The 14,978-nt window shown below is 68.9% G+C and carries 18 protein-coding genes and 1 pseudogene; 12 read left to right on the forward strand and 7 right to left on the reverse strand.

Annotated elements, in window-relative coordinates; all coding sequences use genetic code 11:
- Positions 1-239: pseudogene (locus ACF08M_RS40270) on the forward strand (hypothetical protein); the annotation flags it as partial.
- Positions 240-705: 466 nt separating this feature from the next.
- Here the strand turns inward: ACF08M_RS40270 and ACF08M_RS40275 are convergent.
- Positions 706-1,074 carry a hypothetical protein gene (locus ACF08M_RS40275; RefSeq protein WP_392190276.1) on the reverse strand — a complete coding sequence of 123 codons (369 nt, stop codon included), beginning with the start codon at positions 1,072-1,074 and terminating at the stop codon, positions 706-708.
- 342 nt (positions 1,075-1,416) lie between these two features.
- Between ACF08M_RS40275 and ACF08M_RS40280 the strand changes: the two genes are divergently transcribed.
- The 3 genes from ACF08M_RS40280 (at position 1,417) to ACF08M_RS40290 (ending at position 3,946) form a co-directional block, all read left to right on the forward strand.
- Entirely contained in the window at positions 1,417-2,043 is a 627-nt protein-coding gene (locus ACF08M_RS40280) for a hypothetical protein (protein ID WP_392190277.1), read from the forward strand.
- An 884-nt stretch (positions 2,044-2,927) separates the two neighbouring features.
- On the forward strand, positions 2,928-3,344 hold the full coding sequence (locus tag ACF08M_RS40285; protein ID WP_392190278.1) for a hypothetical protein: 417 nt from the start codon (positions 2,928-2,930) through the stop codon (positions 3,342-3,344).
- 140 nt (positions 3,345-3,484) lie between these two features.
- Positions 3,485-3,946 (forward strand): NUDIX hydrolase, encoded by a 462-nt coding sequence (locus ACF08M_RS40290; RefSeq protein ID WP_392190279.1) that lies wholly within the window; start codon positions 3,485-3,487, stop codon positions 3,944-3,946.
- A 315-nt stretch (positions 3,947-4,261) separates the two neighbouring features.
- Here ACF08M_RS40290 and ACF08M_RS40295 read toward each other — a convergent pair whose 3' ends face one another.
- The 4 genes from ACF08M_RS40295 to ACF08M_RS40310 form a co-directional block, all read right to left on the reverse strand.
- The gene (locus tag ACF08M_RS40295) at positions 4,262-4,528 is read right to left on the reverse strand and encodes a hypothetical protein (RefSeq protein WP_392190280.1); all 267 of its coding nucleotides are present in this window, start codon (positions 4,526-4,528) and stop codon (positions 4,262-4,264) included.
- A 233-nt stretch (positions 4,529-4,761) separates the two neighbouring features.
- Positions 4,762-5,301, reverse strand: a complete 540-nt coding sequence (locus ACF08M_RS40300; protein ID WP_392190281.1) for a hypothetical protein — start codon at positions 5,299-5,301, stop codon at positions 4,762-4,764.
- Positions 5,302-5,351: 50 nt separating this feature from the next.
- Positions 5,352-5,927 carry a 2'-5' RNA ligase family protein gene (locus ACF08M_RS40305; protein WP_392190282.1) on the reverse strand — a complete coding sequence of 192 codons (576 nt, stop codon included), beginning with the start codon at positions 5,925-5,927 and terminating at the stop codon, positions 5,352-5,354.
- Between the two features lie 232 nt (positions 5,928-6,159).
- A complete protein-coding gene (locus ACF08M_RS40310; RefSeq protein WP_392190283.1) occupies positions 6,160-7,533 on the reverse strand; it encodes a hypothetical protein in 1,374 nt (457 codons plus the stop codon).
- 199 nt (positions 7,534-7,732) lie between these two features.
- On the opposite strand from ACF08M_RS40310, the gene ACF08M_RS40315 reads away from it, so the two are divergent.
- The 8 genes from ACF08M_RS40315 (at position 7,733) to ACF08M_RS40350 (ending at position 13,903) form a co-directional block, all read left to right on the forward strand.
- Complete coding sequence (locus ACF08M_RS40315; protein ID WP_392190284.1) at positions 7,733-8,059, forward strand: DUF6415 family natural product biosynthesis protein; 327 nt, start codon at positions 7,733-7,735, stop codon at positions 8,057-8,059.
- A gap of 110 nt (positions 8,060-8,169) precedes the next feature.
- Entirely contained in the window at positions 8,170-9,690 is a 1,521-nt protein-coding gene (locus tag ACF08M_RS40320) for a radical SAM protein (RefSeq protein ID WP_392190285.1), read from the forward strand.
- Positions 9,674-10,384, forward strand: coding sequence for a hypothetical protein (locus ACF08M_RS40325; protein ID WP_392190286.1), 711 nt, complete (start codon positions 9,674-9,676; stop codon positions 10,382-10,384). Before ACF08M_RS40320 ends, ACF08M_RS40325 begins: the two co-directional genes overlap by 17 nt.
- A complete protein-coding gene (locus ACF08M_RS40330; protein WP_392190287.1) occupies positions 10,381-11,178 on the forward strand; it encodes a hypothetical protein in 798 nt (265 codons plus the stop codon). The genes ACF08M_RS40325 and ACF08M_RS40330 overlap by 4 nt, the downstream gene beginning before the upstream one ends.
- A gap of 17 nt (positions 11,179-11,195) precedes the next feature.
- Entirely contained in the window at positions 11,196-12,047 is an 852-nt protein-coding gene (locus ACF08M_RS40335; protein ID WP_392190288.1) for a PfkB family carbohydrate kinase, read from the forward strand.
- Between the two features lie 29 nt (positions 12,048-12,076).
- Entirely contained in the window at positions 12,077-13,012 is a 936-nt protein-coding gene (locus ACF08M_RS40340) for a nucleoside 2-deoxyribosyltransferase (RefSeq protein WP_392190289.1), read from the forward strand.
- Positions 13,009-13,506, forward strand: coding sequence for a hypothetical protein (locus ACF08M_RS40345; RefSeq protein WP_392190290.1), 498 nt, complete (start codon positions 13,009-13,011; stop codon positions 13,504-13,506). The genes ACF08M_RS40340 and ACF08M_RS40345 overlap by 4 nt, the downstream gene beginning before the upstream one ends.
- Before the next feature lie 82 nt (positions 13,507-13,588).
- Positions 13,589-13,903, forward strand: a complete 315-nt coding sequence (locus ACF08M_RS40350) for a MazG nucleotide pyrophosphohydrolase domain-containing protein (protein ID WP_329453715.1) — start codon at positions 13,589-13,591, stop codon at positions 13,901-13,903.
- 138 nt (positions 13,904-14,041) lie between these two features.
- Here the strand turns inward: ACF08M_RS40350 and ACF08M_RS40355 are convergent, their stop codons facing one another.
- Together ACF08M_RS40355 and ACF08M_RS40360 are read right to left on the reverse strand one after the other, a co-directional pair.
- Positions 14,042-14,539, reverse strand: a complete 498-nt coding sequence (locus tag ACF08M_RS40355; RefSeq protein ID WP_392190291.1) for a hypothetical protein — start codon at positions 14,537-14,539, stop codon at positions 14,042-14,044.
- Positions 14,540-14,541: 2 nt separating this feature from the next.
- Positions 14,542-14,757 carry a hypothetical protein gene (locus tag ACF08M_RS40360; protein WP_392190292.1) on the reverse strand — a complete coding sequence of 72 codons (216 nt, stop codon included), beginning with the start codon at positions 14,755-14,757 and terminating at the stop codon, positions 14,542-14,544.
- Positions 14,758-14,978 lie beyond the last annotated feature (221 nt).

Here is a 14,978-nt window from a genome sequence, read left to right on the forward strand (position 1 = left end):
TCACGCCCTCGAAACCGCCTGCACCACACACTCGCGAACCGGAATGCCACGCGACAGGCGATCACGGCAGCTTCACTCAATTAGGCAACAGGGTCATCGACGGCTTCTACAACCCCCGCCGCATCCAGAAACGACTCGGCTACCTCAGCCCCATCGAGTACGAGGAGAAGCACTACGCCAACCAGGCAACGACCGAACAAGTGAACCTGAAACCACGTCAAACCGCCCTGACCAGCTAGTCAGCCACCCCCACACAGCGGGGGAACCTCAAGTGTCGAGGACTCCAGAGCCAGGCGGTTGCCTGCCTTTCCACGGTGGCGGGGCGTGTCGTACTGGTCAGGTAGGCCGGGAGTGCATCATGCTGGAAAGCGACGGCCCATGGCTCAGGCGATAAAGACCAGTGAGATGCGGTGGCCTCTTCCCGGTACCGCATCCGCTGTACCGGCCGGCGGCCCCGATGCCTGCCCGGCCCCCCGGGGCCGCCGGACCGGGCCTCGCATTGGCCCCCCCTTACCAGTCCTTGGGCACAATCTCTTGCCTTGCCGGAACCGTTCGTGTCGTGGTGTCGTTGGCCTGGGCGTGGGTGGGTCCACTTGTGCGTTCCCCGGCGATGACCGGGTGGGCCAAGAGCCGAGCTCGTGACGGAAGCCAGGCTAGGGGTCCAGTCCCGCATCGCCGGGGCCGTGCTCCTGCCCGGCATGCACGTTACGGACCCGTCAACCCAATGCGCTGGAGCGTGCTCTCGCGCAAATGGGCCAGCAGCGGCAGCACGGTACCCGGCGTAGCGTCGCTGACCAGGACAATGTATTTGAGGACGGCCAGCGCGATGTGCTCCGACTGTGCTGGACTCGCGGTTGGCGCGATGCCCTTGAGTGTTTCGATGAGGAGCTTTGAAACCAGGACGGTTGGGTCGGCGTTCATCGCCGCGGCAGCGTCCTGGAGTTCCTGTGGGGTCAGACCGTCGTGGATACCGAACCGGGCAGGCAGCAAGCGCTGCATGATGTCATCGCCGAGCCGGGTGACCAATTCCGGCGTGGACGTCTCGGACGGACCGTGATCCAGGAGCGCTGTCATGCTCGCCGAATCCTGCCTCCAGACCGCTTCCAGGTACCCGCATGCCCGAAGGACGTCATCAGGAGCCATCGCATCAGCCACTTCTACCCCCACACGGTTGTCGGCTTCGTGCGGCCACCGTAACGAACTCAGGACTGCCTTCCGATCGGTGTGGCAAGCCACTTGGCGGCCCTGCACTCGGTCTGCACGTTTCGACGTGCGGCAACGCCAGGACACCGGGGGCAGTTTGCACCCGGTCCTCTGGGCCTTCCTGTTCTTTCCCTGCCGTCGTGATCGGCTTCATAAGCTGGACCTGCCAGTGGACGATGCCCTGTGCACTGGCGCGATCGAGAGGAATGGCCCATGACACCCCTTGAGCCGTCGGCGGCTGCGACGTCCCCTCAGACCGTGTGGGAGTGCTGTCTGGTCTGGGCGGACCTCCTGATCGGCCTCCATGTGGCAGCGGTGGAGCAGGAACGTTACGGCCGGCCCTTCAAGCTCTCCGAGGAGGAGGACGCCCTGTACGTCGGGGCGGACCGGCACCTGGTGTCCTTGCTGCTCGCGGCGTCGCTGAACGAGCGGATCCTGAGCTTGGACCTTTCGTTCAGCGACGCGGTGTCCGTGCCGCTTGCCGCTCCGCAGGAGGAAGGCGTCACCGGCACGCTCCGACGGGCGGCATTCAACGCCCTTGAGCTCAGCCCCGACCTCGAAGACCAAGGGGGTTCCTCGCGGGCGCTGCTGAGGCGAAGCGCCCTGTCCGCTCACCCCGACGACCGACTGCTGTGGGATCGGGTCCGAACGGCCGCCCAGACCGTCGCGGACACCGTCGCCAGATGTACCCGTGCACGTCACGATGGCTCCCGCTGCCCCGGAGCCCGGGCCGACGGCCCGTACTGGGAGCGAGGCAGCACGATCGGAGACATCCTTATCGGCGAGCAGCAGCGCCGTGAACTTGGCCGGCTCTCCGCGGTCTGGGACGATGAGGGCTGAGGAGTGCCCCTGCCGGCGCCTTCTCCAGCGTCGCGAGGGCGTCGGCTTCGCTTCCGGTCCTGGGACTGGCCTGGCTCCAACCTCACGTCGTACAGGGGCACATGTGGCGAATGGCCACTATGGCAAGTGACATTTCGGTACGGTCCTGTTCGTCTGACGGGGCGGCGCTGCTGGAGGTGCGCGTCTCCGGCGGACAGGATCTGGGGAGACGCGTGCTGAGTGACGAGGGTGCCTTCGAGGCCGTGAAGAAGCTGATCCGTGAGCGGGGAGAGCCATCCCTGGCTGGGGCGCTGCCCGAGGCGGCCTCGGTCACCCGGCTCTGCCTCGTTGAGGGCACGGTGGTGCGATGTCTTGAGACTCGTACACAGGAAGAGCGCTTCCATGCCGGTCCTCTCGACCTTTCCGGACGGCCGGTGTTCGACACCACCATCTACAGCCACTCCATTCCGCCGCCACGGGACCCCTCCAGGGAGTACACCCTGACACTGGTGCAGCGTGATTCGGTCGACGACCGGTCCTGTGACTGCGGAAACGGTGATGTCTCCTGCCAACGCTGCAAAGGCTCCGGCGACTTACCGTGCGAGACGCACATGCCCTGTGACGCCTGCCACGGGGTCGACAGCTGCCTGAAGTGCAACGGCACCGGCCGACGTACCCACCCGCCCACCGAGCCGGCAGAGCGACCACCCGGGCGAGAAGACCGCGAACCTGATGGTCGCGATGTCTGCAAAGTCTGCGGCGCACTGGACGCCGCGTGCAAGACATGCCGCGGCCGTGGACGCCAGAAATGCACCACCTGCCGCGGCGCGGGAATCCGGGGCTGCCCCGACTGCAGCCGCGCCGGAACGGTGCCTCACCAGAGATGCGCGGGAACGGGCCGCACGGTGACCTGGACAGAAGGCACCATCACCCGAGAGCCCCACACCGACGATGTCAAACTCCCTCGTTTCGGGGTGTCCTACGCCGCATGGCATGTGGCGCGCGAGAAGGGAGCCTGGGGTGAGACAGACCTGACGCGTGAGAAACCACTCCCGGACCGTGAGGCGAGGAGCCTCGGCGCGAGCCTGCGGCCGAGACTCGCTGAGCACGACGGGGAGATCGCACGTCACGTCGACCTGAAATATCTGCCGGTCACCAGGGTCGCCGTGGCAGCCCATCCGCACCGGGTCTACTACGTCATTCCCACACCGAAGGCCCCGTACGTACTCCAACTGCCCTCAACAAGGCGCGTGGGGCAGATCGCTGTGGTGGTCTGCGGCGCACTCGTTCTGCTCGCAGTACTCCTACGACTCCTCGCCTGACACGGAGCCACTGGTCTCGCACCGCGAAGGTCCTACGGTGCGGCAGGGAACCGAGGCTCTCGGCGAACATCCGCTGTTCCACACCGTCAGAAGCCCGCGGCCGTCGTCAAGGTCGCCGAACACCACAAAGGACTCGTGAAGTGAACGCCTCCGTCGACGCCGCCCTGCTGGACGACCTCATCCGCGCCGCCGACGCCGACGGCATCACCAAGCACGTCGTCGGCGCCGTCATCTCCGACGCGGAAGGCAGGGTACTGCTGCTGCACCGCGCCGCCGACGACTACCTCGGCGGCCTGTGGGAGCTCCCTTCCGGCGGCGTCGACGCGGGCGAGACTCTGACCGAGGCCCTGCACCGGGAAGTCACCGAGGAGACCGGCCTCACGGTCATCGCGATCGGGACCTACCTCGGCCACTTCGACTACCTCGCCAAGAGCGGCAAGCAGACGCGCCAGTTCAACTTCACAGCCCGAGTCACCCATGAGAGCGACACGGTCAAGCTCACCGAACACGATGCACACCTGTGGGCCGGCCGCGCGGAGCAGGAACAGGTTTCCAGCGCCGTACGGCCGGTGCTGGAAACCTGGAGAGAGGAAGCCGCGTGATGGATACAGCCAGCTGTGACGAGGCGTCGGCCTCTGGATCACTTCGGCCGGTTCGGGCCCGCGTCACCGGGCCGGCCAGCGGGATCGACCGCGGACTGATGCGACGGCTTACTCAGCAGGCCCCCGCATACGTCAACAACACGGCGAATGAGCATCAGCGTCGGCGGGTTCGGGACGCAGGGCCCGACGCGTGATCCGCGCCCGGGTCGTTCGAACATGCCGCAGCGTCGCACGGGGGCCCACGGACTCCCGACCGACGACCGTGGCCCAGCCCATTCGCTCAGCTCCTGCCTTTGCCAGTCGCTGCGCGCCGGGTTACCGGCCCAGGGCGGTGCCCAGGCGGATCTCGGCGACCGGCGTCCAGGACATGCGCCATCCCCCGGTGCCCTTGTCGATTGACCAGGTCACGTCCAGTAGATGTACCTGGCCGACGGCCAGAGATGCCCGTCGCTCCTCAAGCTCATTGCGCAGCCGGCCGTTGAGGGTGTCGGAGGACGCGGTGCCCCAGGCGTAGGCGGTGGAGATATGGGGCGCGCCGCCGGAGTGCTGCAAGGCTGCTTCGCCCCGGACGTCGCGGATCACCTCACGGACCCGGCTGATCAGTGCGACGGTCTCCTTGCGGGGGTAGACGTCGAGGACGACACCCGCAAAAGTCGCGGCACAGGCCGTGTCCCCCGCAGGTCATGTCGCTTTCGATAGGTGATGGCGAGCGGTGCGTGTCGCGTTGGGCGAGCCGAGCCGGTGTCGCATTCCGTTCTGACCTCGAACCCCTGATGTGTCGAGCATCACACAGACTGGGTCGGGCCACTGGTCGTCTAGCCGGCTTCGAGGTCCGCCAGGAATGACGAGAGGGTGGGAAATTCATCGACGCACACCGGGTAGCCGAGACCTTCCCGCGGGCGCGGATGGCCCTTCCGCGGCCCGATCAGATACATCTCGCTGCCGTATGCGTCTCTTGCCTTCTCGACCTTGGTTGCGAAGTCGATGGGGTCTGCCCATGTGATGAGGGTGGGCTCGGGCATGGTGGTCTCGAGCACGGGATGTCCGTCACGCGTGGCAAGGGCGGTTACCGGTGCCTCGGAGAGGTGGACCAGAACCATGATGGCGCGCCCGCTCCGGGAGACGGCCCTGCGCACCAGGGCGTCGGCGGACTGGTGGGGGTCCTTGTTCTGGTACCGGACCCGCCCGTCGTCCGCGCTGGAGGTCTTGATCTGAGTCACCAGGACGTGGCCGCCCCGCTCGAAGACGAGATCGAAGTCCTGGGTCTTCGCGCCGATCCTTCCTTCGGTGAGTGTCCAGCCGCGTTCCTCCATGTACAACTGCACACGGCCTTCGCCCGCGTCTCCGGTGCTCACGGCAGCATCCTTCCAAGTGGTTGAAGGTCTCCCAGCGGTTCGGCTGGCTCCTATGCCTCGGTGTTGCCGAGCGGAATCTCTGCGAGGTGCTGCCACGTGATGGTCTTCGCCTGGCTGTCGGCGGTGACGTCGACCAGGTGGATGGCGTCGACATGGAGTGGCGCGTGGCCGGGACGCACGCGACGCAGCAGACGTTGGGCCTCGTCGGAGTCGGCTTCCTGAACTGCGTACGAGACCGTCAGGTGCTGTACGCCCCATGGGTAGCGGACCGCTTCGTCACCACGAACCTCGCGCACGGTGTTGCGTACGGCGTCGTGGAGATCGACGAGCGGGCCGTCGGGGTGCAGGTCGGCGATGACGCCGAAGCGCGAGGAGAGCACGCTGCCCACCATCAGGTCGAACGGCTCAACCTCGCGCAGCCGCTTGGAGAGTTCACGGACGAGCAGGTCACGCTCGTCCTGCGGGATCTCGGCGGCGATCTGGTCGGTGATCTGGTCGACCGTGATGTGAAGCCAGGGGTCGTCGACGTGGCTGAGCGGGAAACCTTCGAGCGCCTGTCGCGCACCCTGCACGAGAGCGGCCAGCTCAGGGTTACGCGAGACGTCAGCCCGCACATATAGGTGCAAAAGAGTTGCACCTTCGGGCCACTTTCCATCGGCACGTTGAAAGACAAAAGGACGCATGGTCCCGACCGTACTCGGGCCATCCAGCTCTCCGTCAGGGAACGGAGATTCCTCCATCCGAGCCGGGCGGGCCACGGACTACTCGTCGGACGCTGCGACCCGAGCCCGAGGGCCCGGGACCACTTCCTCTGCCCCGTCTCCGAGGACCTGCAGGGTGAGCCGCTTCATGCCTGAGTTAGACAGAGGCCAGGAAGTCGATGGCACGTTCATCGAGTTCGGCCGCGCACCGCAGGCCACGGGTCCGGAACGGGGTGAGGTCACCGCGCATGTTCTTGACGGCTTTGAGGGTTCGGACTGAGCGCACGCCGTCCATATGGTCCATCGCCTGCCCCCAGGTTGAGCATGCCTGCTCGATGCTGCCGCGCTTCAGTAGCATCTCCGCGCCGGCCACCAGGTCCAAGGCGACGATGCGAGCGTAGGTCCCGGCGGGGCGGGTGGCGGCGGCGCGGGCGTATTCGTCGGCGGCGGCTCGATGGTCGCCCAGGGTTTCGTAGACCTTCGCGGTGCGGGAGTGCACGGACGCGGCGGGCGGACCCCAGGCCAGGGCCCAGAACGGCACCTCGTCGCCGGGGGCGGAGCCGAGCAGGACACGGGCCTGCTCGGCTTCGGAGAGGGCCGCCTGCCGGAGCCCGGTCTTGGCCAGGGTGTGGGCGTGAACGACTCGGAACAGGGCCTCGGTCTGGGCGTCGACCTTGCCCTTCGCCCGGTTAAGGCCGGTCTCCGCGAGGCCCTGGCAGTGCTCGGGCTGGTGGAGCTTGAGGCCCTGCATGGCCATCGTGCGCATCACGAACCCGTCGTGGCCGGTGATGCCGGACTCCGTGGCGAGGGCGTACGACTGGAGGTAGTAGCGCTGGGCGAGTCCCTGCTGACCTGCGTCATAGGACTTCCAGCCCAACAGGTGCACCCCCCGGCTCGCGGCCGACAGCATGTGCCGGCGGACCTCGTCGCTGCGGAAACGGCCTCGGCATAGCGGAGCCACGTCGTCCCGCAGGTAGGTGACCAGCGCGCTGCGGCCGTGCTGTCCGCCGTGGCGTTCGTCCATCTCGGAGAACGCGGTGATCATGTCGCGGACCGCGGCGACTTCGGCCATGCCGATGGTCTGGCCGGTGCGGGCGGCGGCGGTGCGGGTGGCGATGTCGCTGACGTAGGAGAGCGGCAGGGCCGCAGCAGCCACCGAGTAGGCGGAGGTCGCAAGGAAGCGGCGGCGGTCCAACTCGTACCTCCACATCGGAATCAAGGAGTCGAGCGGGTCAGCCCCGAGGGTCAGTCCGATGCTGTCATGTCCGTCCTCGGCAACGGCGGCCAGCCCGAGGTCTGCGGGCGTGAGGAGGCGGCCAAGGCGGCGGGACAAGGCCACGGCCAGGTAGCGGCCGGTGTCGGCCTGCGGCTTGGCCCCGGCGATCCAGTGTTCGACAGTGGACTTGTTGGTCCGCAGGGTGACGCCGCATTCGGCTGCCACCGCGCGGACCGCCTTGGCGAGTGCCTCGTAGGTCCAGCTGGACTCGGCGACGAGGTCGCGGAGCTTGCCGTTCGGCGTGCGCTTGGTCATGAGCACCTGCCCGTATACCCGATATACCGCTTGGCCTGTCCGACACCGTACTGCGTTCCGAGCAGCGGGAGTTGAATGTCCATCACGTCGATCGGGGCGGGGCCCAGGCTCGGCCCGCATCCTGCCTCTGGGTTCGCCGCACGTGGGGCGTCCGCGCCGGTCGGCCGCACCGCACCACCGTCCACGAACAGGAGCAACCATGTCCCGTACGACCGTGGCGACCGACGTGGCCACAGCGCTGAGGCTCTCCACCGCCGCCCCCACCGGGGCCGTCGCCGAGGCTGTACGGGGACGGCTGCGTGAACACATCAAGGCCCACGCGGACCAGGCCGACCGGTACGCGCACAGCCTGCCCGAGGGCCGGGCCCGCGACGTGGCGATCGACACCGTCCGCCACGCCCGCACCCTTCTGGCCGCCCAGAGCGGTAGGGACCCGGCGGCGAGCCTGCGACTGCTGGCCAAGGGCGCCGACTACCTGTCCCGGTACGCCTCCGCCCAGGAAACGGCCGTCAGACCTGCGGCCTGATCCGCCTGGAGCCCGCCCGCGGCAGGTGCCGCACAGCACCTCGCCGGCGCGCGTGCTCCCGCTCACCTTCGCTCCATGTGCGCCCATCCATTCGCGACGAAGGGAAAGCCATGTCGAAGCACTCTGTGGTGCTGGACTGCTACACCGTCGAGCCCAGCGGACTCGGGGTTCCCCCGTACGTCTCCACCTATGTACGGGCCGCGTGGTCGGCCCTGAGGCGGGCGAAGCCCGGGTCGGAGGTGAAGTACCTGACGATCGACGATGTCCGCTGGTGCCTGGCCGGCGGGAAGGCCGCCGTCGCCGAGCCGTTCAGCGACCCGCTCACCTACTCGGCGACTGCGAACCGCGCCGAGGCTGTCCAGCTGTTGCGGGACGCGGACAGCGTCGTCGTGATCGCCGGGGACAAGGTGCCCTCGGTGCACCTGCACGCCGTCAACGCGAGCCTGGAGGAGATCGCCCGCGCGATGGCCTGCGTGCGGGGCCGCCGCTACCTGCTGGGCCCGATGGCGACCTACGCCAAGGGCAATGCCGAGTACGCGGGCCTCTTCGACGCCGTCCACACCCACACCATCACTTCCGGTGACCTCGCCCTCGGCAGCAGCGCCGGCGCCCCGTACGGGCAGCTACGGGCCGACCGGGACTCCTTCACCGGGCTCATCGAGCAGATGCCGTGGAAGCCGATCGCCGAGCTGGAGCTGTACCGGGGCTGTACCCGCCGGGTGTTCTGCGACTTCTGCAACGAGCCGGAGAAGTCGCCGATGGTCGCCTTCCGCGACGTGGAGGACGTTCTCGAGGAGACCGAGCAGCTGTACGCGGCCGGGGTCCGTAACTTCCGCCTCGGGCAGCAGACCTGCTTCTTCTCCTACCAGAACCGGGACGCCGGGGTGATCCAGACCCTGCTGGCCGGCATCCGGGAGCGGTGCCCGGAGCTGGAGGTCCTGCACATCGACAACGCCGACCCGCTCGCCGTCGCCTCCCCAGCGGGCAAGCGCATCGCCCACCTCGTCGCCGAATACTGCACCGAGGGCAACTGCGCGCCCATGGGCATCGAGTCCTTCGACACGAAGGTCATCGACACGAACCACCTCACCTGCACGCCGGAGATCCTGATGCGGGCCGTCGAGCATGTGAACGAGGCGGGCGCCGCCCGTGGCCCCGTCGGGCTGCCCAAGCTGCTGCCCGGCCTGAACCTGATCTACGGCCTGCCCGGCGAGAGCCACGCCACCCACATCGCCAACCTGCACTGGCTCGGCCGCATCCTCGACGCGGGCCTGCTCTGCCACCGCACCAACGTCCGCCAGGCCCGCGCCTTCCCTGGCACGCCGCTCGCGAAGATGGGCGCGCTGGGCCCGCTGCCCTCCGCCGAGCACTTCGCCTCGTGGAAGGCCGACATCGACTTCGGCTGGGACCAGCCGATGAAGGAACGCGTCTACCCCACCGGGCTCCTCATCCCCGGCCTGCACTCCTACTTCGTCGGCCGCGACGGGACCTGGTGGCGACGGCTCGGCTCCTACTCCATCCAGATCGTGGAAGAGGCCACGGCCACTCCCGTCGGCACGGAAGCGGACCTCACGGTCACCGGACACGCCCCCCGCATGATCTTCGGGACGCGCCTTGTCACAGCGGCCTGACTCCATGCTCGGCCTGCTCGCCGGATACGACGGGCAGGCCGAGCGGACCGTACGGGTCGGCATGCTGCTGCCCTGGGCGAACCAGGTGGTGGAGAGCGAGCTGCCCCGCCTGGGCCTGCGGCACACGGTCTTCCACCACGCCCGCCTCGTCCCCGCCTCCCGCACGACCGCCGTCGACGACTCCTTCTGGCACGGACTGCGGGACGCGGCCGGCGCCGCGATGGACTCCCTGCGGCACCTGCCCCTGGACGGGACGGTCCTGGCCTGCACCTCGGCGGGCTTCACCGGCGGACCGCCCCTGCCGCCCGGCGTGGTGACCGCCTTCGACGCACTCACCGCCACCCTGGCGGCCGTCGGCGCCTCCCGGGTCGTCCTGGCCACCCCCTACCCGCAGGAAGTCACCGACTCCGAAGCCGCCGCCCTGGAAGAGGCCGGCAGCCAGGTCACCGCACGGGTCTGCCTCGGTCTGGCCGACGGCTACCCCGAGGTGATGCCGGGGAACATCCGCACGATGTTGCACCAGCTTCCACCCGGCCAGGTCCGGGCGGCCGACGCGGTTGTGCTGTCCTGCACCGGCTGGCACACGTTGGACCTCCTGCCCGAACTGGAACGGGACCTCGGCCGCCCGGTTCTGTCGTCCAATGTGGCCATGGCCCTGCACGCGGCCCGCCTAGCGATCGGAGCAACCCCGTGAGATCTCCGTACGACGGGCGGATCTTCCGCCTCGTGAACCGGGCGGCCTCGCTCGAAGACGTCCGCGCCGAGGTCGATGCCAACCACGACAACAACCGGTGGTGGCCCCTGGGGATCACCGACTGGCGGATGCGGATGCTCGCCGCCGGGTGGTCCACCCGCGTCTCCTACCGGATGGTCTCCACCTACGCGGGCGTGATCACCAAGGCGGACGAGGTGGGCTTCGGCGTGCTCGCCGACAGCAGCGACGACGACCTGACGGACCTGGTGCGGCCGATCGGCCTGCCCACGGCCCGGATCACCTACCTGCGCTCGCTCGCCGAACTCGTCGCCCGGTGGGAGAAGGAGGAGACCGACCCGGTGGCCGAGGACGCGGACAGGGACGACCTGATCCTGTCCTTCGCGAGCGAGGTCAACGGCGCCTCCTACAAGGTGGCCCAGTGCGCCGTGCTCTACGCACGCGGCTACCACTGCGGGATCATCCCCGTCGACTCCGGCATGGTCACCAAGCTCGCACCCGCCCTCGGCATGAGCCTGCCGACGTCACCGATCGCCCACGAGGATATGCGGCACGTCCTGGAGCACGCGGTGCGGGCCCGCCCGGCCGACTTCCGGGCCCTGGCCGACCTCCACGGGCACAAGGTCACCATCCCCGAAGACGTGGACCCGACCTGGTGGGTCCACCTCGTCCTCATCTACTTCAAGCGGCTCTACCTCAACGGCCCCTCCCCGGCGTTGTGCGCACGCCGCCCCGTCTGCTCCCGCGTCACCGACTGCTCCCACACCCGCCGCTGACCCGAGAGGAGACAGACGTGGACCGGTTAGCGGTCATCGGCAACATCTCCCGCGACCACACCCGCTACCCGGACCGGCGCGGCGGCGAACTCCTCGGAGGGGCCGCCCTGCACGTTGCGCTCGCCGCCGCCCGCGCCGGGGCCACAGCCGCCCCGGTGTCGGTCGTCGGCGACGACCTCGCGCACATCCCGGCCCAGAGCCAGCTGAACGACGTGGACTGGTCCGGACTGCGCATCGCGGCCGGAGCCTCGGCCGCGTTCACCATCGACTACGACCAGGAAGGCCACCTCATCGCGGTGGCCGCCGACTACGGCGTCAGCGAAGACCTGACCGGGCATGCCCTCGCCCACATCGCCCGCCACCCCCGTGACCGCTACCACGTGTGCTGCCGACGGCCGCTGAACGTGCCCGCCGTCCTGGAAGCACTCACCCGGTGCGGCGCCCGGTTCAGCATCGACTTCTTCCTGCCCAGCGCCGCCCACCTGATCCAGGCCGCGGCCCCGTGGCTGGCCGAAGCGGACCTCGTCCTCACCAACGCCGCCGAGTACCGCCTCCTGGAACAGGTGGTCCAGAGCACCGCGGCCTCGGAGATGGCCCAGGGCACCTCCGTCGGCCAGGTGACCCGCACCCTGCGGGGCGTTGTCGTCACCGACGGCCCGCGCCCTGTGCGGTGGCTCCTCCACGGCCGCCTCCTCGCGGCCTGCACTCCGCCTTATGCCCATCCCGAAGAGGTGACCGGCGCGGGCGACACGCTCGCTGGCCATCTCCTGGCCCGCACCCTCCACGGCGACAGCCCGGCCGCGGCCCTGCGGTCCGCGGTCCTCGCCGCAACCCGGCACACCGCTGCACCCCGTCCCGCACGTTCCTGACTCCGCCGGACCCGACAAGGGAGCCTTTGGTGCACTACGTCGCCCACCGCCTCTTCGCCGCCCACGACCGCGGCCTCGGCGCGATCGTCGCCCGCAAGCTCGCCGACAAGACCGGCCACGACGCCGTCTTCCTGCCGTTCTGCGACACCGACGAAGAAGCCCTTGTCGCCCCGGTCAAGGGCCTGCGGCTGTTCGAACTCGACCAGGACCGGCTGCGGAACCTCACCGGGATGATCGCCATCCTCCACGGCCCCAGCCTGGACGACGGCGTATGCATGGAGATCGGCTACGCCAGTGCGCTCGGTGTCCCCGTCGTCGTCCTCACCACCGACTTCCAGACCTACTCGGCCGGCGAACGGACCACCCGGTGGGAGTTCCCCGACCCGCTGGTGGAGACCCTCGCCACCCACATCATCCGCGTCGACCGCCTCGGGGACCCCGAAGAAGCCCCCGACCGATTCGATGCCTTCGCGGCCCGCAACGCCGTCCAGGTCGAACTGGCGGCAACCGCATCCGTCAACGCCGTCCTGACTGCCTCGCAGGGACCGCGCCCGCTTCCCGTCCGTACCGTCGTTCGGCCCGGCACTGTATTCCTGGAACCCTCCCCGTACGCGCCGCACCCGGCGGCCCTCCACGAGGCAGCACGTGCCCAGGCCACGGCCGTCATGACGCCGTCCCGGTTCGCCGCCCGTGACAGTCTGGCCGCCGCTCGCTCGGACTGGGACATGGCCCTTCGGGCCGAGTCCCTCGTCCTGGACGTGTCCGGCCCGGAGACCCCGCCCGGCGCCGCCCTCCTCACCGGCGCGGCAGCCGCCCTGGGCCGTAAGGTCGCCGCCTTCCAGCCCCGCCCGACCTACACGCATGCCCACGGCCGCGAGCCGAACTGGCGCAACCTCATGATCCAGTACGGCACCGGCGCCCACCTCGGCGATCCCCAGGCCCTCGCCGACTGGCTGGCCTCATGACCATCCAGCTCGCCGCCTACCGGACCCTCGCCCTGGAAGGCTGCGACGGCGCGGGCAAGTCCACGCTGGCCACCCGCCTCGCAGACCAGCACGGCTTCACCGTCGTCCACTCGCCCCGCACCCCGGACTCCCTCGACCTCATCGCCCGCTACCGCGAGCTCCTGGCCCTGCCCGGCCGCCTCATCCTCGACCGGTGCTTCATCAGCGAACTCGTCTACGGCCCCCTGTACCGCGACACCTCCCGCATCACCTGGGCTCAGGCCCACGACCTGGCCAAAGCCGTTGCCAACCGCGACGGCGCCCTTTGCCACCTCACCGCCCCCGCTGAAGTGATCCGCGCCCGGCTCATGGCCCGCGACGGCGAAGCCCCGACGCACGCGCAGGTCGCCGCACTGCTCGCCGGGTACATCAGCGTCTTCCAGCGGCTCGGGGAACGCGTCCCGGTCATCACCCTTCACGCCGCAACCGACGACGAGGTGCCCTCGTCCGGATGAGTCCGGGGGAACACCCAGTGGGCGACATATGCCCCTCGCTAAGCTCCGGCAGCACGAGCAACACCCCGTGCCCGGAGGAACAGTGGACATCCGCTCAGCCCAGAAGATCGCCTGGGACAACAAGGTCGACAAGAACTTCAACACCAGCAACGTGCCCCTGGAGTTCGGGCTTCTCACCGCCGAAGTCGGCGAAGCCTTCACCGCATGGCGCAAGGGCCTGCCCGATTTCGGCGAGGAACTCGCCGACGTATTCCTGTACGTCGCCGCCGTCGCCGAGATGAACGGCATCGACCTGCAAGACGAGGTCGAACGCAAGCTCACCAAGAACAAGGCCCGGGTCTACGAGCGCGACGAGCGCGGAGTCCCCATTCGGGTCCACGAACCTGACACGGACTGATCAGCCTGAGGAGATCGGCAGTACCTGCGCCGGCGCAGGTACTGCCGACTACCGAGGCGACCCGGCGGTCGCAACCGCACGTGTCAATACGCTGACGAGGCGGGATGCGGGTCGGCCGACTGTTCAGGCAGCCGTTGTTCAACTGCACGAGCCGTACGGTTCCGCGGCGTTGCGGGAGACGGGCAGGCGGCGGACGTTCTCGCCGTTGGTGGCTTGCTCGCGCAGGCGCTCGATCTCGTCGTACTGGGCAGCCAGCCGGGAGATCGCCAGGACCTTGAACTCGGTCAGCTCGGCCAGCCGCCTGTCTCTGCTGGCGAGTCGCTCTTTCAGCTCGTCGACCTGCTGCTTGAGCCGGTTGACCTGGCCGTCCCTCGGGTCGACGATCTCTCCGGCGGCCCGGAGTTCCTGCAGCCGCCGTTCGAACTCCTCGGCGAGGTGCTGGTAGGGCCCGGGCCTGGGTGTGCCGTCGCGGTTCTTCTTCGGGTAAAAGCCGGTGCGCGTGACGCCGGCCGTGGCGGCCAGGGTCTTCAGGTCGGCTTTGCCGCCGGGCGGAAGGCTGCCGGCCAGGATGCGGTCCATGGCGGTCCGGATCGCGGCCTCGTTACGGGCCTTGTCCGTTTCGGTGAGGCGGGCCACGGTCAGCCCCTTCCTGCGGGGACGGGGGTGGCGGCGTCGATCTCGGCGACGACGCGCAGGGCACGGTCGCGTTCGGGAACGAGCCGCTGCTTCTCGCCCTTGGCGATGCGGGGGCTGGTGATGAAGACGTCGATGGTCTGGGCTTGCCAGGCCCAGACCGGACGGTGACAGGGGTGGTGGGTGGCCTGCGGGCAGCGGGCCGAGTCGCACATCCCCACCAGCGGTCTCTTCGCGTCAGGGGTGCCGGCCAGCCGCAGGCACAGGGCCTTGGACGGGTCCCTAAACCCAATACCGTTCAGTTAGTGGTCTCGAGTGGTGATGTGGGGGCTGTGTTTGGGCTGGGGCCAGTGTGTGTGGTGGGAGCGTTTCGCGGCCCATTTCAGGACCTTGCGTTTGACGACTCGCGGGTGTGAGCGTTTTCGGCGGGGTGGGTTGAGGT

It is taken from the genome of Streptomyces sp. NPDC015032, from assembly GCF_043080425.1.
Lineage (GTDB): Bacteria > Actinomycetota > Actinomycetes > Streptomycetales > Streptomycetaceae > Streptomyces.